Genomic DNA, 23,887 nt, shown 5'->3' with positions numbered 1-23,887 from the left:
AGGAACGAACCCATGAGTTGTCCACCCATACCGTCCGTACGGTACGGACCGTACGGACGGTATGGCACACCGCTAGGCCCGCGGGCAGGTCGCACCGCCGGTCAGTGTCCCGACCAGCGATAGCGCAGCTCCGGACGGCCCACCTGGCCGTACTGGGGGGCGCGGGCGGCCCGGCCGGTCTCCACGAGGTGTTCCAGATAGCGGCGGGCGGTGATCCGGGAGATCCCCACGCCGGCGGCCGTCTGCGCCGCCGTCAGCCCGCCCTGCGCGGCCCGCAGCGCATCGGTCACCGCCGTCAGCGTGGCGGCGGTCAGCCCCTTGGGCGGCGCGGCCGGCCACGGGGCGCGCAGCGCGGCGATCGCCCGGTCCACCTCGTCCTGCCCGCCGGCCTCGCCCGCGGTGGCGCGGAACGCCGCGTAACGGGTGAGCCGGTCGCGCAAGGTGGCGAAGGTGAAGGGCTTCAGCACGTACTGCACCACGCCCAGCGAGACGCCCTCGCGCACCCTCGCCAGATCACGGGCCGAGGTGACGGCGATGATGTCCGCGCCGTGCCCGGCCGCGCGCAGGGTCCGTACCAGCTGGAGCCCGTGGCCGTCGGGCAGGTACAGATCGAGCAGCAGCAGATCGACGGGGTGCTGGTCGAGGTGGCGGCGGGCGTCGCCCATGGAGTGCACGGTGCCCGAGACGGCGAAGCCGGGCACCCGGCCGACGTACAGGGCGTGGGCGGCGGCCGCGACCGGATCGTCCTCGACGACCAGGACCCGGATGACGGGGGCGCTCACCGCACGCCTCCATCCGCGGCCGGCCCGCCCGGGGACGCGGCGTGCAGCGGCAGCCGTACGGTGAACCGCGCGCCGCCCTCCGGTGCCCGGTCCACGGTGAGCGTGCCGCGGTGACGGCGCACGGCCTGGTCCACCAGGGCCAGCCCCAGACCGCGGCCCGGACCGGCCTTGGTGGACCAGCCGCGCCGGAAGATCTCCTCCATGGCGTCGTCGGCCACCCCGGGGCCGTTGTCCGCGACGCACAGCAGCAGTGCGCCGCCGTCCGCCCGGGCGGTGACCCGTACGGCCGCGGCGGGTATCGGCGGGGCGGCCGCATCGAGGGCGTTGTCGATCAGATTGCCCAGTACCGTCACCAGATCGCGGGCGGGCAGCCCGGGCGGCAGCAGCCCGTCGTCGATCCGGCTGTCCGGCGTCAGAATCAGCTCCACGCCCCGCTCATGGGCCTGCGCCGCCTTGCCGAGCAGCAGCGCGGCCAGCACCGGCTCGGCGACCGCGCCGACGACCTGGTCGGTCAGCGCCTGCGCCAGCTCCAGTTCGGCGGTCGCGAAGTCCACCGCCTCCTCCGCCCGGCCCAGTTCGATCAGCGAGACGACGGTGTGCAGCCGGTTGGCCGCCTCGTGCGCCTGCGAACGCAGCGCCTCGGCGAAACCCCGTACCGAGTCCAACTCCCCGGACAGCGCCTGGAGTTCGGTGTGATCGCGCAGGGTCACCACACTGCCCCGGCGCTCTCCGTCCGAGACCGGGGAGGAGTTGACGACCAGCACCCGCTCGGCCGTCAGATGCAGTTCGTCCACCCGCGGACCGCCCGCCAGCAGCGCCCCGGTCAGCGGATCCGGCAGCCCCAGCTCCGTCACCGGCCGGCCCACCGCATCACCCGACAGCCCCAGCAACTCCCGCCCGCCGTCATTGATCAGGGCGACCCGGCGCTCGCCGTCGAGCAGCAACAGCCCCTCGCGCACGGCGTGCAGCGCAGCCTGGTGGTAGTCGTACATCCGGCTCAGCCCGGCCGCGTCCAGCCCATGGGTGTGCCGCCGCAGCCGCGCATTGACCACATACGTCCCCAGCCCGCCCAGCGCCAGCGCACCCGCCGCCACCGCGAGGACCGCCAGCACCTGGTCGCGCAGATGCGCGCTGATCGTCTCGATGGTGATCCCGGCGCTGACCAGCGCGATGATCCGCCCGCCCCGCCGCGGATCGCGCACCGGCGCGACCACCCGTACCGACGGCCCCAGCGTCCCCTGATACGTCTCGGGAACGATCCGGCCGCGCAGGGCGGGCCCGATGTGCCCCAGGTACTTCCTGCCGATCGCCGACGGGTCCGGATGCGTCCAGCGGGTCTTGTCCGGCGCCATCACCACCACGAAGTCGACGCCCGCGGCGCGCCGCACCCGCTCGGCGTACGGCTGGAGCGCGGCCGTCGGATCCTTCGTACGGGCCGCCGCCACCACCGCCGGGGAATCGGCGACGGCACTCACCACGGCGGTCGTCTTCTGCCGCGCGGCCGCCTCCGCCTGCCGCTGCGCGCTCAGATACGCGAACAGCGCGCAGCCGGCCACCACCGCCGCCATCAGCACCACCTGCATGGCGAAGAGCTGCCCGGCCAGACTGCGCGGGCCGCGCGGCCGCCGGGACGGCCGGGGACGGGGGAGGGGCATGGACAACAGTCTGCACGCTCTCCCCGGGAACCGGCCCTGCGGTCACTTTCCTTCGTGGTTCCCGTGAACGAAATGCACGTAAGGGTGACGGGCGCCACAGCGCCGTGCATAGTCGCCGGAGCCCGTCGTGCACCGGAGCCGCAGATCAGCGCACGACCGTTACCCGAGGAGGCAGCCGTGGCTGCACAGACCCCGCCGTCCGGGGACATCGCCGAGGAGACCGCGCCCGCCGCGGAACCGGCACCGAAGAAGCGGGACCGGACCCACTATCTCTATCTCGCCGTGATCGGCGCCGTGCTGCTCGGCATCGTCGTGGGCTTCGCCGCCCCCGGTGTCGCCGTCCAGCTCAAACCGCTCGGCGCCGGGTTCGTGAACCTCATCAAGATGATGATCTCGCCCGTCATCTTCTGCACCATCGTGCTGGGCGTCGGCTCGGTCCGTAAGGCTGCCAAGGTCGGCGCCGTCGGCGGGCTGGCGCTGGCCTACTTCATGGTGATGTCCACCGTCGCGCTGGCCATCGGGCTGGTCGTCGGAAATGTGCTGGAACCCGGTTCGGGCCTGCATCTGACCGAGGCCGTACGGCATGCGGGCCAGGCGCAGACCACCGGCAGCGCCGAATCGCTCTCCGGCTTCCTGATGGGCATGATCCCCACCACGCTGGTCTCCGCCTTCACCCAGGGCGAGGTGCTCCAGACGCTGCTGGTGGCGCTGCTGGTCGGCTTCGCCCTCCAGGCGCTGGGCACCGCGGGCGAGCCGGTGCTGCGCGGCGTCGGGCACCTTCAGAAGCTGGTCTTCCGGGTGCTCGCCATGATCATGTGGGCGGCTCCGGTAGGGGCGTTCGGGGCGATGGCGGCGGTGGTCGGCGAAACCGGGCTGGGCGCGCTCAAGGATCTCGCGCTCCTCATGGCCGGCTTCTACCTCACCTGTCTGCTGTTCGTGATCGTGGTCCTCGGCACGCTGCTGCGCCTCGTCGCCGGGGTGAACATCTTCGCCCTGCTTCGCTATCTGGGCCGGGAGTTCCTGCTCATCCTGTCCACCTCGTCCTCCGAGTCGGCGCTGCCGCGGCTGATCGCGAAGATGGAACACCTGGGCGTGAGCCGCTCGGTGGTCGGCATCACCGTCCCCACCGGCTACTCCTTCAACCTCGACGGCACCGCCATCTATCTGACGATGGCCTCGCTGTTCGTCGCCGACGCGATGGACAAGCCGCTGAGCCTCGGCCAGCAGCTCTCCCTCCTCGTCTTCATGATCATCGCGTCCAAGGGCGCGGCCGGCGTCACCGGCGCGGGCCTGGCCACACTGGCCGGCGGCCTCCAGTCCCACCGGCCCGAACTCGTCGACGGCGTCGGCCTCATCGTCGGCATCGACCGCTTCATGAGCGAGGCCCGGGCGCTGACGAATTTCGCCGGCAATGCGGTCGCCACGGTCCTGGTGGGGACCTGGACCCGGGAGATCGATCGCGGCCGGGTGGCCGACGTGCTGGGCGGCCGCCGACCGTTTGTTGGCTGATACCGCACGTTGTCGGCTTTCCCGCCGTGGGGGTTCTTCGCCGTTGCGCCTGCGGCGGGCGTTGCCGCTGGCGCGGGGCTGTTCGGCAGCGGGACCGGGCCTCCGGACTTCGTCCTGCGGCCCGGCCCCTCCCCGTTGGGGGTGGGAGAAAACCAGTGGGGGATCCGTGGGCGGTCGGGTGCCGCTTGTCCATCGAGTCGTACGGCAGTGGACGCACAACGCCCGCCCCCACCGGCCCCTTCCCCCCACCCACGGGAGGGGCCGCGCCGCAGGACGAAGTCCGGAGGCGTGGCACCGCACCCGAAAACACCACGCCCGCCGCTGGGGGTACCTCCCAGCGTTAGCTGGGGGAGCAACGGCGAACAACACCCGCGGCGAGAAAGCCGACAACGTGGGGAGAAACCCGCGATGGCGGGACGGCCGACTACGTGGGGAGAAACCACACCGTGGCAAGCGGCGGCAGTGTCGCCGCCACCGACACCTCCCGCCCGTTCCACGGCGTCGGCTCCGGCGAAAGGGGCTCGGGGTTGCCAACCCCGCTACCCCCATAACGGACCGCATCCGTATTGAGGGCCTCGCGCCACGCGGACACACCCCCGGGAACGCCGAGGCGGTAGGAGTGACGGACGACCGGGGAGAAGTTGGTGACCGAGACCAGCGGGGTCCCATCGGCCGCGTGGCGGACGAACGAGAAGACGTTGTCCTCCGCGGCGCCGCCGTCGATCCAGGCGAAACCGGCCGGATCGGTATCGCGCTCCCACAGCGCCGGCGCCCCCGCATAGGTGTGGTTGAGATCGCGGACCAGATCGCGCACGCCCCGGTGGTCCGCCTCCGCCCCGTACGACGGGTCCAGCAGCCACCAGTCCGGGCCATGGCTCTCCGCCCACTCGGCGCCCTGGGCGAACTCCTGGCCCATGAAGAGGAGTTGCTTGCCGGGATGGGCCCACATGTAGGCGAGGTAGGCACGGTGGGTCGCGCGCTGCTGCCACCAGTCGCCGGGCATCTTCGAGACCAGTGCGCGCTTGCCGTGCACGACCTCGTCGTGGGAGATCGGCAGCACATAGTTCTCGGAATAGGCGTAGATCATGGAGAAGGTCATCTCGCCGTGGTGGTACTTGCGGTGCACCGGCTCCTTGGAGACGTAGACCAGGGAGTCGTGCATCCAGCCCATGTTCCACTTCAGCCCGAAGCCCAGCCCGCCGAAGCCGCCCGGCCCCACATGGTGGGTGGCGCGGGTGACGCCGTCCCAGGCGGTGGACTCCTCGGCGATGGTCACGACGCCGGGGCAGCGGCGGTAGACCGTGGCGTTCATCTCCTGGAGGAAGGCGACGGCATCGAGGTTCTCCCGGCCGCCGTGGACGTTCGGGGTCCAGTCGCCGTCCTCGCGCGAGTAGTCGAGGTAGAGCATGGACGCGACGGCGTCCACGCGCAGGCCGTCGATGTGGAACTCCTCGCACCAGTAGACGGCGTTGGCCACCAGGAAGTTGCGGACCTCGGCACGGCCGTAGTCGAACTCCAGGGTGCCCCAGTCCGGGTGCGCGGCCCGCGCCGGGTCCTCGGGCTCGTAGAGGGGGCGGCCGTCGAACTGCGCCAGCGCCCAGTCGTCCCGCGGGAAGTGGGCCGGCACCCAGTCCATCAGCACGCCGATACCGGCCCGGTGCAGCGCGTCGACGAGGTGACGGAAGTCGTCCGGGGTGCCCATCCGGGCGGTGGGCGCGTAGAAGCCGGTGACCTGATAGCCCCACGAACCGCCGAAGGGGTGCTCGGCGACCGGCATGAACTCCACATGGGTGAAGCCCAGGTCCTTGATGTAGGAAGGAAGTTGCTCGGCCAGCTGGCGGTAGGTGAGGCCGGGGCGCCAGGAGGCCAGGTGGACCTCGTAGACGGAGAACGGCGCCTGGTGGACGGGCCGCTCGCCGCGCCGCGCCATCCAGTCGGCGTCCTTCCACCGGTGGTGCGACTCCTCCACCACCGAGGCGGTGGCCGGCGGGCACTCCGTGCGCCGGGCCATCGGGTCCGCGCGGACGGTCTTCGAGCCGTCGGGCCGGGTGATCTCGAACTTGTACAGCTCGCCCTCGCCGACGCCCGGGACGAACAGCTCCCAGATCCCCGACGACCCCAGCGAACGCATCGGATGGGCGGTGCCGTCCCAGAAGTTGAAACCGCCGACGACCCGCACGCCCCGGGCATGCGGCGCCCAGACGCCAAAGCGCGTCCCGGTCACCCCCTGGTGGTCCATGGTCCGCGCACCGAGCGCCCGCCACAGCTGCTCGTGCCGGCCCTCGGCGAACAGATGCAGATCGAGTTCGCCGAGCGCGGGGAGGAAGCGGTAGGGGTCCTTGACGGTCACCGTGGCGTCGTCGTAGTCGACCAGCAGCTCGTACTCGGGAATCGTGCGCAGCGGCAGCACCCCCGCGAACAGCCCGTCGCCCTCGGGGTGCAGCCCGGCGCGCAGTCCCTTCGCCAGGACCGTGACGCTGCGGGCGTACGGCCGCAGCGCCCGTACGAGGACCCCGCCGCGCACCGGATGCGCGCCGAGCAGCGCATGCGGATCGTGATGGGCGCCGTCCAGCAGCCGGCCCCGGTCCTCGTCGCCGAGCGGGGCGGCGGCCCGTACCCCGCGGGTCGCGGCCTTCCCATCGCCGGTGCGGGAGGCGGCGGACTGCCGGGCGTTACGGGCCGGTGCGGCGGCCGCCGGGTCGGGGGCGGTACGCCGGGACGGCGGTGACCCGGAGGCGCCGCGCGAGGCGTTGGTGTCCGGAGCGGCGGCGGGTGACGAGGAGGTGTATCGCGGAGCGATTCCGGCCGGGGTGGTGGGCGACGGGCGGGCGGTCACGGAGGGTGCCTCCTCGGGGCGGGGCAGGACGTCGGGTGGAGCACGGGCAACGGAACAGGGGTCACGGGACGTACGGGGGCACGGGGGTCACGGGTCAGTCGCCCGCCGCCAGCCGACGGACCGCGGCCATCGGGACGGCCAGCCAGTCGGGCCGGTGCCGGGCCTCGTACAGCACCTCGTAGACGGCCTTGTCGGTCTCGTAGGCGCGCATCAGCTCGGGCGCCGCGTGCGGATCGAGGCCGCCCGCCTCGGCATAGCCGAGGCAGTAGGCGTCGCGGGTGCGCTGCGCCCACTCCAGCGACCAGGCGTCGCCGCCGGACGGACCGCTGCGCGCCGCATAGTCGAAGGACCGCAGCATCGCGGCGACATCGCGCAGCGCCGGCTGGAGGCGGCGGCGTTCCGCCAGCGGCCGGGCCGGTTCCCCCTCGAAGTCGATCAGCGACCAGCGGCCCTCGCCGGCGGTGCGCAGCGTCTGGCCCAGATGCAGATCGCCGTGGATGCGCTGGGCGGCCCAGCCCCGCCCGTCGTGGCCGAGGGCGGCCAGCGCGTCGAACGCCGTCCGCAGCCGCGGCCGGTAGGGCTCCAGCAGGGGCACGGCCCGGGCGGTGGCCTCCAGCCGTGCGTGCATCCGGGCGGCGATCTCGGCCAGCTGCGGCCGGTGCAGCGAGGTGGTCGGCAGCGCGCCGGCGAGCGCGGTGTGCACCTCGGCGGTGGCATGGCCCAGCGCCCGCGCCGGGCCGGTGAAGTCGGACCGTACGGACAGGGCGTGGAGCGCCAGCTGCCAGCCGTCCGCCGAGTCCGGCAGATAGGGCTGGAGCACGCCCAGGGTGGTCGGCTCGCCGCCCTCCTCAGGGGCCTCCGACTCGAACCACGCCACCGGCGCGGGCACCCGCGGGCAGTGGGCTCCGGCCAGCGCTCGCGGCAGTTCCAGGTCCGGGTTGAGACCGGGCGCGATCCGCCGGAAGACCTTCAGGATGAACGTATCTCCGTACACCACCGAGGAGTTGGACTGCTCGGTGGTGACCGGCCGGGCCGGCAGCCCAGAGGGCAGCTCCATGCCCGGCTCGCGGCAGAAGCGCAGCGCGCCGATCCGGCCGGGCACCCGCAGCCGTTCCAGCAGCAGCCCGCACAGCCGGTTGTCGAGGAGCGCGTCATAGACGGTACGGCCGCGCAGCGGGCCGCCGGCGGGACGGCCGAGCGCGGCCGGTGCCAGCCGCGGCGGCAGTGCGGCGTGCACCCCGAGCAGCAGCTGGTAGCAGTCGCCCGCGACGGTGGCCCGGTTCGGCGGCGCGGCCTGCTGGGCGCGTACCAGCAGCTGCACCATCCCCGGCGCGGTGCCGTCGCCGGTGCACGGCAGCAGTTCGGTCGCCGAGACCAGCGAGAAGCCGGTGATCAGCCGTCCCTTGCCGGCGAACCAGCGCTGGCGGGGCACCCAGGCGGCGAGCAGCGGCGCGAGCGAGGACAGCAGATCGGGGGCGGCGTGCAGCGGACGGTCAGGGGTCTTTCGGGTGGCACGGGTCGAGGCGGTCTCCGACATGGCGTCGCGTCCTTTCCCCGGGCACACGACAGTTAGCGCAAAGTGTCCCGGAATGCGGCCTTGACTGTGCGGCGGCGCGGTGGGGGTACCCCCAGACGGAGGTCCGGGGGAGATGTGCCCGAGCGAAAGGTCAAAAAACGCCCGTACGCGCATACGGTCGCGTACGGGCGGATTTCTGGGAGCTCGCGCCCGGTGGGGCGGCTCCGGTCGGTCGGCGCCCGTGCGGGGCTCAGGCTGCGGGGTTCTTGCGCAGCCGGAACCAGTAGAACCCGTGACCCGCGAGGGTGAGCAGGTACGGCAGTTCGCCGATCGACGGGAAGCGGACGCCACCGATCAGTTCGACCGGATGGCGGCCGCTGAAGGCCGTGAGGTCCAGCTCCGTCGGCTGCGCAAAGCGCGAGAAGTTGTTCACGCACAGGACGAGGTCGTCGTCCGCGCCGCCGGTGCCGGGCGATTCCCGCAGGTAAGCGAGGACCGCCGGGTTGCTGGAGGGGAGTTCGGTGTAGCTGCCGAGGCCGAACGCCGGGTTCTGCTTACGGATCTCGATCATCCGGCGCGTCCAGTGCAGCAGCGAGGAGGGCGAACACATCGCCGCCTCCACATTGGTGACCTGGTAGCCGTAGACCGGATCCATGATCGTCGGCAGCGAGAGCCGGCCCGGGTCGCAGGAGGAGAATCCGGCGTTGCGGTCCGGCGTCCACTGCATCGGGGTGCGCACCGCATCGCGGTCCCCGAGCCAGATGTTGTCGCCCATGCCGATCTCGTCGCCGTAATAGAGAATCGGCGAACCGGGCAGCGACAGCAGCAGCGCCGTGAACAGCTCGATCTGGTTGCGGTCGTTGTCGAGCAGCGGGGCGAGCCGGCGGCGGATGCCGATGTTGGCGCGCATCCGCGGGTCCTTCGCATATTCCGCGTACATATAGTCGCGCTCTTCGTCCGTGACCATTTCGAGGGTCAGCTCGTCGTGGTTGCGAAGGAAGATGCCCCACTGGCAGCCGGACGGAATCGCCGGGGTCTTGGCGAGGATCTCCGACACCGGGTAACGCGATTCCCGGCGGACCGCCATGAAGATCCGCGGCATGACCGGGAAGTGGAACGCCATATGGCATTCGTCGCCGCCGACCGCGTAATCACCGAAGTAGTCGACGACGTCCTCCGGCCACTGGTTGGCCTCGGCCAGCAGCACGGTGTCCGGATAGTGCGCATCGATCTCGGCGCGCACCCGCTTGAGAAAGGCGTGCGAGGCGGGCAGGTTCTCGCAGTTGGTGCCCTCCTCGGCGTAGAGATACGGCACCGCATCCAGCCGGAAACCGTCGATGCCCAGATCGAGCCAGAACCGCAGGGCGGAGATCATCTCCTCCTGCACCGCCGGGTTCTCGTAATTGAGATCCGGCTGATGGGAGAAGAAACGGTGCCAGTAGTACTGCTTGCGCACCGGGTCGAAGGTCCAGTTGGACGCCTCGGTGTCGACGAAGATGATCCGGGCGTCGCCGTACTGCTTGTCGTCGTCCGCCCAGACGTAGTAGTCGCCGTACGGGCCTTCCGGGTCGGTGCGCGACTCCTGGAACCACGGGTGCTGATCGCTGGTGTGGTTCATCACCATATCGATGATGACCCGCATACCGCGCTGGTGTGCGGCGTCCACGAATTCCACGAAGTCGGCCAGATCACCGAATTCGGGCAGCACCGAGGTGTAATCGGAGACATCGTATCCGCCGTCCCGCAGCGGTGATTTGAAGAACGGCGGCAGCCACAGGCAGTCCACCCCCAGCCATTGCAGATAGTCGAGCTTCGATGTGATGCCCTTGAGATCCCCGACGCCGTCGCCGTTGCTGTCCTGGAACGACCGCACCAGGACTTCGTAGAAGACGGCCCGTTTGAACCAGTCGGGATCACGGTCCTTCGCCGGTGTGTCCTCGAATGTGTCGGGGACGGGCTCATTGACGATCAATTGGGTGACCCTCCGATCGGTGAGGACGGTCGCAGTGACAGCACATGAGCGGGTGCGGGCGCACGACCCGGCTCCAGGCGCACATAGTTGTCCCTGCCCCAGTGGTAGGTGTCGCCGGTGAGCTCGTCGCGCACCGGCAAGGAATCGTGCCGGCCGAGGCCGAGTTCCGGCATGTCCAACGACACCGTCGCCTCGTGGGTGTGGTGCGGATCGAGGTTGACCACTGTGAGCACCGTGTCGGCTCCGTCCCCGTGGCCCGACCGCTTGGAGTAGGCGATCACGGAATCGTTGTCGACGTGGTGGAAGTGCAGGTTGCGCAGCTGCTGGAGCGCCGGATGGCGGCGGCGGATGCGGTTGAGCGCGGTGATGAGGGGGGCGATGGTACGCCCTTCGCGGGCCGCCGACTCCCAGTCGCGGGGGCGCAGTTGGTACTTCTCGGAGTCGAGGTACTCCTCGCTGCCCGCTCGCAGCGCGGTCCCCTCGCACAGCTCGTAGCCTGCGTAGACGCCCCAGGTGGGAGAGAGCGTGGCGGCCAGTACGGCGCGCACCTCGAAGGCCGTGCGGCCGCCGTTTTGAAGGTAGGCGTGCAGGATGTCCGGGGTGTTGACGAAGAAATTCGGCCGCAGATAGTCCGCGCTGACGCGGGACAGCTCGGTGAGGTATTCGGTCAGCTCCTGCTTGGTGTTGCGCCAGGTGAAGTAGGTGTACGACTGGTGGAAACCGATCTGCGCGAGGGTGTGCACCATCGCGGGACGGGTGAACGCCTCGGCCAGGAACAGGACATCGGGGTCGGTGCGGTTGATGTCGGCCAGCACCTTCTCCCAGAACGCCACCGGTTTGGTGTGCGGATTGTCGACGCGGAAGATCCGTACGCCCTTGGCCATCCAGAAGCGCAGCAGCCGCTCCGTCTCGCGCACCAGCCCCCGGAAGTCCGTGTCGAAGGCGAGGGGGTAGATGTCCTGGTACTTCTTCGGCGGGTTCTCGGCGTAGGCGATGGAGCCGTCGGCGCGGTGGTGGAACCACTGCGGGCGCTGCTCGACCCAGGGGTGGTCGGGGGAGCACTGGAGGGCGAGGTCCAGGGCCACCTCCATCCGCAGATCGCGGGCGGTGCGCACGAAGTGGTCGAAGTCCTCGAAGGTGCCCAGGTCCGGGTGGAGGGCGTCGTGGCCGCCGTCGGCGGAGCCGATCGCCCAGGGGGAGCCGACGTCGTCCGGCCCGGCGGACAGCGCGTTGTTGCGGCCCTTGCGGAAGGCGGTGCCGATGGGGTGGACGGGCGGGAGGTAGACCACGTCGAAGCCCATCGCGGCGACGGCGGGCAGCCGTTCGGCGGCGGTGCGCAGGGTGCCGGAGACGACGCTGCCGTCCGGGGCCGTGACCGCGCCCTCGGAGCGCGGGAAGAGCTCGTACCACGAGCCGTACAGGGCGCGTTGGCGCTCGACGACCAGCGGCATCGGGCGGGAGACGGTGAGCAGTTCGCGCAGCGGATGGCGACTCAGGGCCGCGGTGACCTCGGGGACGAGGGCGGCGGCGAGCCGGGCGGCGGCGGGGAGTTCGGTGTTGCGCAGCGCGTCGACGGCGTCCAGCACCGCCTCGCGGCCGTCGCTCTTGGGGACGTCGGCGGCGGCCCGTTCGTACAGCTCGGCGCCCTCGGTGAAGGTGAGTTCGGTGTCCATGCCCGCGGGGATCTTGACGGCGGCGTGCCGGCGCCAGGTGGTGAGCGGGTCGGACCAGGCCTCGACGGTGTACGTCCAGCGGCCTTCGAGGCCGGGGGTGACCTCGGCCCGCCAGCGGTCGGTGCCGGGGGCGGCCTCGTGCATCGGGGTCCAGGGGCCGCAGCGGCCGGCGGGGTTGCGGAGGACGACATTCGCCGCGACCGCGTCGTGGCCTTCGCGGAAGACGGTGGCCGAAACCTCCAGCGTCTCGCCGACCACCGCCTTCGCCGGGCGGCGGCCGCAGTCGATCTGCGGGCGGATGTCCAGTACAGGGATGCGACCGATCATGGGCTCACCTGGGCTAGTGATGCTCTGCGCGATTTTGTCCTTTCTATCCGCTCCACGGTAGGGGGGCGGGGTCCGGGCATCGGCGCTCCTGTCCGCTTTCACTCGGTTGGCGGCGACCGCGGCGGGCGACGGCCCTACGGGAGAGCCTGCCCGCGGCGCGCCGCCGGGCAATCCGGTGCGCAGGTGAACTACTCGTTCGTAACCCTGGGCCGGCCGTGGACCGTCGGGCATCCGTCAGAACTCCCGCGGGGCGGGGCACAAAAGCGCTGACACGAGGGGGTCGCCTCCTCAACTCCGGTGCATCACAAGAGATTTGAATCACAAGCGAGGTGCGTTTGCGCAAGTCCGGTGCCGCACCGGGCCCGTCGGCGCCACACCGCAGCCTCTCGCCAGGAGAGGGTCCGTACAAGAGCGCCTGAGGGGGTGGAATCGGCCATATCGACGTACGCGGTAGTACGGGCGGAGGGGGGCCAGGGTGACGGGGGATGCCGAGGGGGTGTCGTCGCTTTGCGTCACGACGCGCGAAGGCGGTGCCCGGAGGATCTCCGGACACCGCCCGCTCCGGGGTGCTTCACCCCGGGCCGATCAGCGCATTCGCACGCAGTGCGGTACGTGACCGCGCCGTGTTGCCTGATCGCGATGTGCTACTTGACGATGTGTTACTTGACCGCGACGCCGACCCAGGCCGATTCGACGCCCTTGACCTCGGCGCTGTCCTTGCCGTAGAGGTCCGTGGCGGCCTTGACGGTCGCCTCGCGGGCACCCTTGTAGTCGGTGTTGGACGTCATGTACGCGGTCAGGGCCTTGAACCAGATCTTCTCGGCCTTGTCCCGGCCGATGCCGGTGACCTTGGAGCCGTCCGCCGTCGGGCTGTCGTACTTGACGCCGTTGATCTCCTTCGCGCCGCTGCCCTCGGACAGCAGGTAGAAGAAGTGGTTGGCGACGCCCGAGGAGTAGTGCGGGTCGAGGCCACCGGTGCTGGAGTCCCAGAAGTCCTTCGACTGGCCGTCCTTGCTGGGCTTGTCCATGTAGCGCAGCGGCTTGCCGTCACCGTTGATGTCGATCTTCTCGCCGATGAGGTAGTCGCCCGGGTCCTTGGCGTTCTTGGCGTAGAACTCGACCGAGGTGCCGAAGATGTCCGAGGTGCCCTCGTTGAGGCCGCCGGACTCGCCGCTGTACTCCAGGTTGGCGGTCGCGGCGGTGACACCGTGCGACATCTCGTGCGCCGCCACGTCCAGCGCGGTGAGCGGCTTCTTGTCGCCCTGGCCGTCGCCGTAGGTCATGCAGAAGCAGCTGTCGTCCCAGAAGGCGTTGACGTAGCCCTTGCCGTAGTGGACGCGGGACGTGGCGCCCTTGCCGTCGCCCTTGATGCCGCTGCGGCCCTGCACGTTCTTGTAGTAGTCCCAGGTCTCGGCCGCACCGTAGTGCGCGTCGACGGCGGCGGTCTGGGGGTCGTCGGGCTTGCCCGTGCCCCAGTTGTCGTCATCGTCCGAGAACGGCTTGCCGTCGCCGCTCTCGCTGTTCCCGAGGTCGAGGGTCTTGTGGCCGCCGCGCCCGTCGTCGGTCAGCGTGAACTTGTTGCCGTCCTTCTTGGTGCCGAGCTCGACGCTGCCGCTGTACTCGCTCTCGCCCTTGCCGGTGTGGATCTCGTCGTACTGGAAGAGCTTCTTGCCGGTGTTGGCGTCGGTGATGACGTGCAGCTTGCTGGGCGTGCCGTCCTTGGCGACGCTGGTGACGACGGTGTCGTAGGCGAGGGTCGGGGTGCCGGAGGCGGCCCAGACGACCTTGCGCGCGCTCTTCGCCGCGGGCGACTTGGCGCCGAGGGTCTTGGCGGCGACGCCCTGCGCCGACTGCTGGGCGGCCGACGGCGCGATCTTCGCCGTGGTGGAGGCGACCGCGATGCGCTTGCCGGTCGCCTTGGTGGTGCTCTTGATGGCGCCGCCCGGGGCCGTGTGGACGACCATGTCGCCGCCGAGGACCGGCAGTCCGCCGTAGGTGCGCTCGTAGCGGGTGTGCGTGGTGCCGTCGACGTCCTTGATGACGTCCTTGACGTGCAGCTTCTCCTGCGAGCCGAGGCCGAGGGCGGCCGCGGTGTGCGCCTTGGTGGCGTCCGCGTCGCGCAGCAGTTCGGCGCGGTGCGAGGCGCTGAGCACCAGCGGGGAGCCGCCCAGTGGGGTGGGCTGCTTCGGGGCCGGCGAGGCGCCGGCCGTGCCAACCGTGATGCCGGCGGCCAGAAGGGCCGCCGCCGCGAGGGCGGTACCGGTCACACGGGTCTTACGGGATATGCGGGGGGTCACGCGGACTCCTTCAACTTTGCCAAGTGGTGGGGGTGCAAAGCGATGCGGGTGTGACGTGCGTTCGGGAAGACTGCCATTCGAACGCGTGCATGTCAGGAGTCTGTTAAAGGTTTGGCCGAAATTCGTCCGTTGAGTGGATCCCGCCGTCCGTTTAACGGAAAGGGGGCGTCGCCCCAGCACTCCCCGGGGCAACGCCCAACTCGCCTCCCTCACTGGTCAGTTGAGGTGCAACCCGCCTCCCGGCCCATCCGCCGCCCCCTTGAACACATCAAGATGAAGCGAAGATGAAGACCGACGAGGCCGCACCGTCAGAACGTGAGCTTCCAGTCGTTGATGTAGCCCGAGTCCTCCGAGTAGACGTCCTGGACCCGCAGCTTCCAGGTCCCGCTCGCCGTCTCGGTCGAGGCGTTGACGGTGTACGTCGTCTTCACGTTCGCCGCGGAGTCGTACGGGTCGGATTTCTTCAGCCGGTACGCCGTGCCGTCCGGGGCGATCAGGTCGATGACCAGGTCACCGCGGTAGGTGTGCACGATGTCCACCCCGACCTTCAGCGTGCTCGGCGCCTTGCCGCTGCGGCTGACGGTGATCGGCGAGGTGACCGCCGCGCCCGCGTCCGGGATTGCCACGTCGTCGGAGTTCTCGAAGACGCTGCCGCCGCCTGCCGCGTTGACGGTCCAGGTGAAGGAGGCCGTACCGGTCTTCTTCGCGGAATCGGTCACCGTCACGTTGACGGTGCTGGTTCCGGCCGTGGTCGGCGTCCCGGAGATCAGACCGGTGCTCGCATTGAGCGACAGCCCGGCCGGCAGCCCGCCGGCGGCGTACGTCAGCGCGCCCGCCGTCCCGCTGCTGGCCTTGATCTGGAGGCTCGCCGCCTGGCCCACGGTGCTGGTCTGGTTGCCCGGGTTGGTGACGGTGACCCCGCCGCCGTCCGGGACGCGCGAGCCGACATTGACCGCCGCCCAGGTGTTGGCGACCGTGTTGTACGAGGCGCTGCCCTGGCCGAAGAGGTCCGCCGCGGCCTGAAGCGTGGCGGTACGGGCGCCCGCGTAGTCGGTGTTGGCGTTCATGTACTGGGTGAGCGCCTTGAACCACACCTTCTCGGCGTTGGCCCGGCCGATGCCCGGAACGGGCAGGCCGTCGTAGGTCGGGCTGTCGTAGTGGACGCCGTTGATGTCCTTCGCGCCGCTGCCCTCGGACAGCAGGTAGAAGAAGTGGTTGGCGACGCCGGAGGAGTAGTGCACGTCCTTGTCGCCGACGTTGCTCGACCAGTAGTCCGCCGAGGAGCCGTCCTTGGAGGGTTTGTCCATGTAGCGCAGCGGGGTGCCGTCGCCGTTGATGTTGATCTTCTCGCCGATGAGGTAGTCACCGGGGTCGGCGGGGTTGTTGGCGTAGAACTCGACCGAGGTGCCGAAGATGTCCGAGGTCGCCTCGTTGAGGCCGCCGGACTCGCCGCTGTACTCCAGGGCTGCGGTGGCCGCGGTGACACCGTGCGACATCTCGTGGCCGGCCACGTCCAGCGAGGTCAGCGGGTCGTTGTTGCCGCTGCCGTCGCCGTATGTCATGCAGAAGCAGCTGTCGTCCCAGAAGGCGTTGACGTAGCTGTCGCCGTAGTGGACACGCGAGTACGCGCCGACGCCGTCGCCCTTGATGCCGCTGCGGCCGTGCACGTTCTTGTAGTAGTCCCAGGTCTCCTGCGCGCCGTAGGCGGCGTCCACACCGGCGGTCTGGGCGTTGTGCGTCGTCCCGTCGCCCCAGGTGTCATCGGCGTCGGTGAACAGCGAACCCGTCCCCGACGAGCCGTGCTTGAGGTCGTAGGTCTTGTGGTTGCCGCGGGTGGGGTCGGTCATCGAGAAGTTCGGCGCCGAGCCGGACGTCCCGATGGTGACCTTGCCGCTGTACTCGCTGTTGCCGACGCCGTTCTCGATGCCCTGGTACTGGAAGATCCGGGCGCCGGTGGTGGCGTCGGTGATGACATGCAGCTGGTTGGGCGTGCCGTCGTCCTGAAGTCCGCCGACGACCGTTTCGTACGCGAGGACCGGCTTGCCGTCGGCGACCCAGACCACCTTGCGCGGTGCCTTGGCCGCCGCGGTCTTCTTCGACCCGAGCGCCTGCGCCGCCTTGACGGCCTTCGCCGCGGCCGCGGCCGGATGCACCGTGGCGGTGGTGCTCGCCACCCTGATCTGCGAGCGGACGGCCTTGGTGACGCCCTTGAGCGCGCCGTTGCGGCTCTGGTGCACGACGAGATCGCCGCCGAGCACCGGCAGTCCGTCGTAGGTGCGGGCATAGCGGGTGTGGACGGTGCCGTCGACGTCCTTCGAGACGTCCTTGACGATCAGCTGCTCCTTCCCGCCCAGCTTCAGCAGCTTGGCGGTGCGGGCGGTGGTCGCGCCGGCCTGCCGTATCAGCTCCGCACGCTGGGACGGGGACAGCTTGGCCGGCAGGGCGCCGGGGCGGGGTACGGCGTGTGTGGTGCCGTGCCGCGGGGCGGCCGCCGTGCCGGTGCCGGCCTGGATTCCGACGCCGAGCATTGCAGTGACGGCGACGAGCGCGCCGGTCGCAACGGCGCGTCCATGGGGGGTGCGTCTCACACTGACTCCTTCTGCGGTGGCCGCGACATGACGGTGCGGCCGAGGGGGACCGGGCGGCCTGTCGGCCGTCCGGGCAGAGCGAGGCAGAACTCTTGGAGCGTGTGGGGGGAGACGTACGGTGGTGCGCGGGTGGAGGTGCACGCGTGCACACGCGGACACGTGCCTGGTGTGCGGACGTGACTGTCGTGCAGACGGTGCAGGCAGTGCAGGTGGTGCCGGTGGTACGGCGGCCGGGCGGGCGTGGTGCTGTGGGGGCCCGTGCGGCGGTTGCGGGGAAGAGTCCCACCACGGATGGCCGGTTGTCAGGGTCCGTTCAACTAATTGGCCGGAAAACGTCCGTTGGGCGGAATCGGTGTCCGGAAGCCGGACGAGGCGGGCCGGGGCGGCCGTGCCGCGCTCCGGCCCCGGCCGGGTCGCCCGGCTACCCCACGCTCTCCCGCCAGGCGCGGTGCAGGCGGGCGAAGTGGCCGTGACCGGTGGCCAGTTCGGCGGGCGGGCCGTCCTCGACGATCCGGCCGGCGGACATGACCAGGACGCGGTCGGCGGTTTCGACCGTGGACAGGCGGTGGGCGATGATCACCGCGGTGCGGCCGCGCAGCACGGTGTCCATGGCGCGCTGCACGGCCCGTTCGCCGGGGATGTCCAGGGAACTGGTGGCCTCGTCCAGGATGAGCACGGACGGGTCGGCGAGCAGCGCCCGGGCGAAGCCGACGAGCTGCCGCTGGCCTGCGGAGATGCGGCCGCCGCGCTTGCGGACGTCGGTGTCGTAGCCGTCCGGCAGGGCGGCTATGAAGTCATGGGCGCCGATGGCCTTCGCGGCCCGTTCGATCTCCTCGCGGGAGGCGTCCGGGCGGCCGAGGGCGATGTTGTCGGCGACCGTGCCGGAGAAGAGGAACGCCTCCTGGGTGACCATCACCACGCCGCGGCGCAGTTCGGCGGTGGACAGCTCGCGCAGATCGACGCCGTCGAGCAGGATCCGGCCCTCGGTGGGGTCGTAGAAGCGGGCCAGCAGCTTGGCGAGGGTGGACTTGCCCGCCCCGGTGGAGCCCACCACGGCGGTGGTCGTGCCGGCCGCGAGGGTCAGTCCGAAGCGGGGCAGCACCTCGCCGCCGGTGCGGTAGGCGAAGCGTACGCCGTCGAACTCCACCTCCCGGCCGGGCCGGCCGGCCGCGGCGGCGGGCAGCGCACGCGGTGCGGCGGGCTCGGGGACGGTGGGCCGCTGGGCGAGCAGCCCGGCGATCTTTTCCAGCGAAGCCGCCGCCGCCTCATAGGAGTTGAGGAACATACCGAGCCGGTCGATGGGGTCGTACAGGCGGCGCAGGTAGAGCACCGCCGCGGCCAGCACGCCGAGCGCGAGGCCGCCGACGGCGACGCGGTAGGCGCCCCACAGGACGAGCGCGGCCACCGCGACGTTGGCCACCAGCCGGGAGGAGACGACGTAGCGGGCCATCTCCAGGATGGCGTCGCCGTTGATCCGCTCATGGCGGTGGTTCAGCCGGGCGAAGGCGGCGTCGTTGGGCCGCTCGCGGCGGAACGCCTTGACCGGGCGGATGCCGTTCATGGTCTCGGTGAACTTCACGATGAAGGACGCGGTGGCGGTGGACTTGGCGCCGTAGACGCGGCGCGAGCGGCGCTGGAAGGAGCGGACGAGGAGGTAGAGCGGCCCGGCGGAGACGACGGCCGCGGCGCCCAGGCCCACATCCAGCCAGAGCAGCGTCGCGGTGATGTAGAGGGTCTGGAGGACGATGACGATCAGTTCCTGGAGGCCCTCGTCGAGGAGTTCGCGCAGCGACTCGACGTCGGTGGTGGCCCGGGATATCAGCCGGCCGGAGGTGTAGCGCTCGTGGAAGTCCAGGCTCAGGGCCTGGCCGTGGCCGAAGATCCGGCCGCGCAGATCGCGCAGCACGTCCTGGCTGACCCGGGCGGAGAGGCCGATGAAGGCGAACTGGAGGCCCCCGGACAGGGCGGCGCAGAGCGCGGCCGTCACCGCCACCGCGATCAGTGGCCCTCTCTCGCCCGCCCGCAGCGCCGGTACGGCACGGTCGAGGGCGTACGCCACGAGCAGCGGGCCCGCCTGCACGGCGGCCTGCTGGACCAGCAGCACCGCGGCCGTCAGCCAGACCCGGGCCCGGTACGGCGCCAGCAGGGACCGCAGCAGGGTGCGCGAGGCGTGCGGGGGAGCGGGCAGCACATCCCGTTCGAAGGCGTCGGGCCCGTGCTCCTCGGCGCCCTGGGGCGGGCCGGTCTCCTCGTGGTCGCCGTCGGCCGGCGCATGGGCCGCGGTGGTCGTCATCGGGCGTCCTCCCTGTCCTGGCGGCCGGGCTCGCCGGACATCAGCGCGGCGTATTCGGCGTTGTCCCGCAGCAGTTCGTGATGGGTGCCGACGGCGGTTATCCGGCCACCGGAGAGCAGTGCCACCCGGTCGGCGAGCAGGACCGTGGACGGCCGGTGGGCGACGACCAGGGCGGTGGTGGTGGCCAGCACCCGGCGCAGGGCGGCCTCCACCAGGGCCTCGGTGTGCACATCGAGTGCGGAGAGCGGATCGTCCAGGATCAGGAAGCGGGGGCGGCCCACCACCGCGCGGGCGAGCGCGAGCCGCTGGCGCTGACCGCCGGACAGGCTCAGGCCCTGCTCGCCCACCTGGGTGGTGGTGCCCTGGGGCAGGGCGCGGACGAATCCGTCGGCCTGGGCCACCTCCAACGCCCGTAAGAGATCGGCCTCCTGGGAGTCCGTGGCACCGGAGGGGGCGGGGGCGCCGGGGTGGGCCATCAGGACGTTGTCCGCCACCGTGGCCGAGAACAGGGTGGGCTCCTCGAAGGCGACCGACACCAGCGCGCGGGCCTCCTCCCTCTCCAGGGTCGCCAGATCGCGGCCGTCGAGGGTGATCCGCCCCGCGGTGGGGTCGTAGAGCCGCGGCACCAGCGCCGTCAGGGTCGTCTTCCCGCTGCCGGTCGCGCCCACCAGGGCCATCGTCTCGCCGGAGCGGATGTGCAGGTCCACGCCCCGGAGGGTGGGCGGGCCGTCCGCCGGGGCGTCGGGGTAGGAGAACTCCACGCCCTCGAAGCGCAGCCCGTCGACGGGGCGTTCGCGTTCGCAGGTGTCGGCAGCGTCCGGCGCTTCACCAGCTTCACCAGCTTCGCCCGCTTCGCCCGCGTCGGCCGTCCCGTTGGCGGGCCCGTTCCGTACGCCGTTCCCGCCCGCCGCCCCTTCGTCGTCCACGGCCGGCACGTCCAGGACCTCGAAGTACCGGTCCGTGGCCGTCGCCGCCTCGTTGCTCATGGCCAGCAGGAAGCCGATGGAGTCCACCGGCCAGCGCAGCGCCAGCGCCGTCGAGAGGAAGGCGACCAGGGTGCCCGGGGACAGCGCGCCGTCGGCCACCTGGAGCGTGCCCAGCACCAGGGCCGTGGCGATGGCCAGCTCCGGGAGCAGGGTGATCACGCCCCAGATCCAGGCCAGCAGCCGGGCCTTGTGCAGCTCGGTCGTGCGGATCTGCCGCGTCAGCCGCTCGAAGGCGCGGGCCTGGCTGCGGTGGCGGCCGAACCCCTTGATGATCCGGATGCCGAGCACTGACTCCTCGACCACCGTCGTCAGATCGCCCAGCTGGTCCTGGGCCCGCCGGGCGGCGAGCGCATACCGGGACTCCAGCACCGAACACATCACCATCAGCGGCAGCAACGGCCCCAGCAGCACCAGCCCCAGCGACCAGCGCTGCACCATCAGCAGCACGCAGCCCACCACGATCGTCGTGCCGTTGACCAGCAGGAACGTCAGCGGAAAGGCGAGGAAGAGGCGCAGCAGGGTCAGATCGGTGGTGGCGCGGGAGAGCAGCTGGCCCGAGGCCCAGCGGTCGTGGAAGGCGACCGGCAGCCGCTGGAGATGGTGGTAGAGCGCCTCGCGCATGGCGGCCTCGACGCTCGCCAGCGGCCGCGCCACCAGCCAGCGCCGCAGCCCGAACAGCCCCGCCTCGGCCACCCCGAGCAGCAGCAGACAGCCGCCGCCCAGCCACACCTCGCCCGGATCGCGCACCGCCACCGGCCCGTCCACCAGCCACTTGAGGACCAGCGGGATGACCAGCCCGAGGCACGAGGCGACCACCGCCACGAACGCCGCCGTGAACAACCGCGCGCGCACCGGCCGCACGAACGGCCACAGCCGCAGCAGCGAACGGACGGCGGAGTGCCGCGGGGCGGCGGCCGCAGCGGCCGGTAACGGCGCCGGGTCCGCTGCCGGGGCCGGGGTCGGGTCGGTGGATGTCTGTCCGGACGTCGTCTGTGCATTCGCGGTGGGGGCCACACTCGCGAGCGTAAGGCGCACCACTGACAATGCTCATGTGGTTTTCGCCGCACGGAAGTTGGCGCGGACGAGACCGCGCCGGCCGTGACATCCCCGGCGACGCCTCAGCCCGGTACGGCGCGGAACAGCAGCACCGACCGCCCCGGCAGACCCACCTCGCCCCCGGCCGGATACGGCGCCTCGGCCGCCCCCGGCTGCTCCTCGCGCGCCGTGTCGACCAGCAGCTCGTACGCCCTTGCCCACGGCGGGCCGGGCAGGACGAAGGGCCGGGGGTGGGCCTCGGCGTGCAGCACCGCGAGGAAGCTGTCGTCGACGATGCGGTCGCCGAGGGCGTCGCGCTGGGAGATGTCGTTGCCGGAGAGGTACATGCCCAGGGTGGCCCCGGGGGCGTACCAGTCCGCCTCGGTCATCTCCGTGCCGCCCGCGGTGAACCAGGCCAGATCGCGCAGTCCGCCCCGCCCCTGGGGGCGGCCGGAGAAGAAGGCGCGGCGGCGCAGTACGGGATGGGCGCGGCGCAGCGCGATCAGCCGGGCGGCGAGGTCGGCCAGCGGGCGCCACCGGGGGTCCGTGAGCAGCGACCAGTCGACCCACCCGGTGGGGTTGTCCTGGCAGTAGGCGTTGTTGTTGCCGTGCTGGGTGCGCCCCATCTCGTCGCCCGCGACGAGCATCGGGACCCCGGTGGACAGCAGGAGGGTGGTCAGGAAGTTGCGCAGCTGGCGGTGGCGCAGGGCGGTGACAGCGGGGTCGTCGGTCTCGCCCTCGGTGCCGCAGTTCCACGACCGGTTGTCGTGGGTCCCGTCCCGGTTGCCCTCCCCGTTGTCGCCGTTGCGCTTGTGCTCGTAGGTGACCAGGTCGCGCAGGGTGAAACCGTCGTGGGCGGTGATGAAGTTGACCGAGGCGTACGGGCGGCGGCCGCCCCAGGCGTACAGGTCGCTGGACCCCGACAGGCGGTAGCCCAGATCGCGCACATCGTGCTGGGCGCCGCGCCAGAAGTCGCGGACGGTGTCGCGGTAGCGGTCGTTCCACTCCGTCCACAGGGGCGGGAAGGCGCCGACCTGATAGCCGCCGGAGCCGACGTCCCAGGGCTCGGCGATGAGTTTGACCCGGCGCAGCACGGGGTCCTGGGCGATGACGGCGAGGAACGGGGAGAGCATGTCGACGTCGTGCAGGGAGCGGGCCAGGGCGGCGGCGAGGTCGAAGCGGAAGCCGTCGACGCCCATTTCGGTGACCCAGTAGCGCAGCGAGTCGGTGATCAGCCGCAGGACGTGCGGCTGGACGACGTGCAGGGTGTTGCCGCAGCCGGTGTAGTCGGCGTAGCGGCGGGCGTCACCCGACAGGCGGTAGTAGCCGCGGTTGTCGATGCCGCGCAGACTCAGGGTCGGGCCCCGTTCGCCCGCCTCGGCGGTGTGGTTGTAGACGACGTCCAGGATGACCTCGATGCCGGCGTCGTGCAGCGCCCGCACCATCCGCTGGAACTCACCGACCTGCTGGCCGCGGGTGCCGGTGGCGGCGTAACCGGCGTGTGGCGCGAAATAGCCGATGGAGTTGTAGCCCCAGTAGTTGCGCAGCCCCCGGCGGACGAGATGGTCCTCGTGGGCGAACTGATGGACCGGCAGCAGCTCGACCGCGGTGATCCCGAGCCGGACGAGATGGTCCAGGGCAGCGGGGTGGGCCAGTCCCGCATACGTACCGCGCAGCCGCTCCGGGATCCCCGGGTGCCGCATGGTGAAACCGCGCACATGCAGCTCGTAGAGGATGGAATCCGGCCATGGGGTCTTGGGCCGGCGGTCGTCGCGCCATGCGTCGTCGTCCTCGCCCCCGTCGGCCCCGGTGCCGCCGACCACCACCCCTTTGGGGACGTACGGCGCCGAATCGCGGTCGTCGCGCACGGTGTCGGCGACCCGCTGTTCGGGCCAGTCGCGGACATGCCCGTAGAGCTGGGCGGGCAGTGCGCGCCCGGCGCCCACCGACTCCGTTCGGGTGCCGAAGTCGCCGTCCACGGCCCTGGCGTACGGGTCGAGCAGCAGTTTGGCCGGATTCCAGCGGGCGCCGGTCCAGGGGTCCCAGCGGCCGTGCACCCGGTAGCCGTAGCGCTGTCCGGGGTGCACACCGGGCAGGAAGCCGTGCCAGATCTCATGGGTCAGTTCGGTCAGCGGATGGCGGCTCTCGCGGTCCTCGTCGTCGAAGAGACAGACCTCCACGGCCTCGGCACCGCCCGCCCACAGGGCGAAGTTGGTGCCCGTGACGCCGTCGGGTCCGGTGCGGTAATGGGCCCCCAGGGGGGTGGGGCTGCCGGGGCGGACAGCGGCGGGCGGGGCGAGCGCCCCGCCCTGGACCGCCTCCTGCTCGGGTGCGCTCGACACGTGCCGGCCTCCTGCGGCTCGGGGCTCGGTCGGGCGGCGGCCCGTGCCCGGGTGTCCGGCCCCGCGCCTGTCCCCG

General features: G+C 71.3%; 12 protein-coding genes. 1 reads left to right on the top strand and 11 read right to left on the bottom strand.

Translation table 11 applies throughout. The features are described 5' to 3' along the window. Window positions 1–101: 101 nt before the first annotated feature. Together SNA_RS32120 and SNA_RS32115 are read right to left on the bottom strand one after the other, a co-directional pair. On the bottom strand, window positions 102–782 hold the full coding sequence (locus SNA_RS32120; RefSeq protein WP_044367948.1) for a response regulator: 681 nt from the start codon (window positions 780–782) through the stop codon (window positions 102–104). Continuing rightward, window positions 779–2,437, bottom strand: a complete 1,659-nt coding sequence (locus SNA_RS32115; protein WP_044367946.1) for a sensor histidine kinase — start codon at window positions 2,435–2,437, stop codon at window positions 779–781. The genes SNA_RS32120 and SNA_RS32115 overlap by 4 nt, the downstream gene beginning before the upstream one ends. Before the next feature lie 177 nt (window positions 2,438–2,614). Between SNA_RS32115 and SNA_RS32110 the strand changes: the two genes are divergently transcribed. Further along, window positions 2,615–3,946, top strand: a complete 1,332-nt coding sequence (locus tag SNA_RS32110; RefSeq protein ID WP_420823532.1) for a cation:dicarboxylate symporter family transporter — start codon at window positions 2,615–2,617, stop codon at window positions 3,944–3,946. A gap of 424 nt (window positions 3,947–4,370) precedes the next feature. Here the strand turns inward: SNA_RS32110 and glgB are convergent, their stop codons facing one another. From glgB to glgX, 9 genes are all read right to left on the bottom strand, one after another. Beyond that, on the bottom strand, window positions 4,371–6,809 hold the full coding sequence (gene glgB / locus SNA_RS32105; protein WP_420823540.1) for a 1,4-alpha-glucan branching enzyme: 2,439 nt from the start codon (window positions 6,807–6,809) through the stop codon (window positions 4,371–4,373). Window positions 6,810–6,876: 67 nt separating this feature from the next. Further along, a complete protein-coding gene (locus SNA_RS32100; protein ID WP_044367945.1) occupies window positions 6,877–8,319 on the bottom strand; it encodes a maltokinase N-terminal cap-like domain-containing protein in 1,443 nt (480 codons plus the stop codon). 229 nt (window positions 8,320–8,548) lie between these two features. Beyond that, window positions 8,549–10,270: a maltose alpha-D-glucosyltransferase gene (gene treS / locus SNA_RS32095; protein ID WP_044367943.1), complete on the bottom strand. Its 1,722-nt coding sequence runs from the start codon at window positions 10,268–10,270 to the stop codon at window positions 8,549–8,551. After that, window positions 10,267–12,270 carry an alpha-1,4-glucan--maltose-1-phosphate maltosyltransferase gene (locus tag SNA_RS32090; RefSeq protein WP_044367942.1) on the bottom strand — a complete coding sequence of 668 codons (2,004 nt, stop codon included), beginning with the start codon at window positions 12,268–12,270 and terminating at the stop codon, window positions 10,267–10,269. Before SNA_RS32090 ends, treS begins: the two co-directional genes overlap by 4 nt. Window positions 12,271–12,929: 659 nt before the next feature. Further along, window positions 12,930–14,567, bottom strand: a complete 1,638-nt coding sequence (locus tag SNA_RS32085) for a M4 family metallopeptidase (RefSeq protein ID WP_044367940.1) — start codon at window positions 14,565–14,567, stop codon at window positions 12,930–12,932. A 308-nt stretch (window positions 14,568–14,875) separates the two neighbouring features. Next, window positions 14,876–17,155: a M4 family metallopeptidase gene (locus SNA_RS32080; protein ID WP_044367938.1), complete on the bottom strand. Its 2,280-nt coding sequence runs from the start codon at window positions 17,153–17,155 to the stop codon at window positions 14,876–14,878. Between the two features lie 421 nt (window positions 17,156–17,576). Further along, the gene (locus SNA_RS32075) at window positions 17,577–19,448 is read right to left on the bottom strand and encodes an ABC transporter ATP-binding protein (RefSeq protein WP_044367936.1); all 1,872 of its coding nucleotides are present in this window, start codon (window positions 19,446–19,448) and stop codon (window positions 17,577–17,579) included. Continuing rightward, the gene (locus SNA_RS32070; protein WP_078970348.1) at window positions 19,445–21,448 is read right to left on the bottom strand and encodes an ABC transporter ATP-binding protein; all 2,004 of its coding nucleotides are present in this window, start codon (window positions 21,446–21,448) and stop codon (window positions 19,445–19,447) included. The genes SNA_RS32075 and SNA_RS32070 overlap by 4 nt, the downstream gene beginning before the upstream one ends. Window positions 21,449–21,552: 104 nt before the next feature. Further along, complete coding sequence (glgX, locus tag SNA_RS32065) at window positions 21,553–23,811, bottom strand: glycogen debranching protein GlgX (protein WP_044367933.1); 2,259 nt, start codon at window positions 23,809–23,811, stop codon at window positions 21,553–21,555. Between the last annotated feature and the right edge of the window lie 76 nt (window positions 23,812–23,887).

Origin of the sequence: Streptomyces natalensis ATCC 27448 (assembly GCF_000935125.1) — a bacterium.
Lineage (GTDB): Bacteria > Actinomycetota > Actinomycetes > Streptomycetales > Streptomycetaceae > Streptomyces > Streptomyces natalensis.
The sequence above is the reverse complement of the archived record's forward strand: the minus strand, read 5'-3'. Positions and strand labels throughout refer to the sequence as shown.

What these genes read in the sequence shown, in the direction of transcription:
- SNA_RS32075 (WP_044367936.1), bottom strand. Translation starts at nt 19,448, where the DNA reads ATGACGACCACCGCGGCCCATGCGCCGGCCGACGGCGACCACGAGGAG.
- SNA_RS32090 (WP_044367942.1), bottom strand. Translation starts at nt 12,270, where the DNA reads ATGATCGGTCGCATCCCTGTACTGGACATCCGCCCGCAGATCGACTGC.
- SNA_RS32100 (WP_044367945.1), bottom strand. Translation starts at nt 8,319, where the DNA reads ATGTCGGAGACCGCCTCGACCCGTGCCACCCGAAAGACCCCTGACCGT.
- SNA_RS32115 (WP_044367946.1), bottom strand. Translation starts at nt 2,437, where the DNA reads ATGCCCCTCCCCCGTCCCCGGCCGTCCCGGCGGCCGCGCGGCCCGCGC.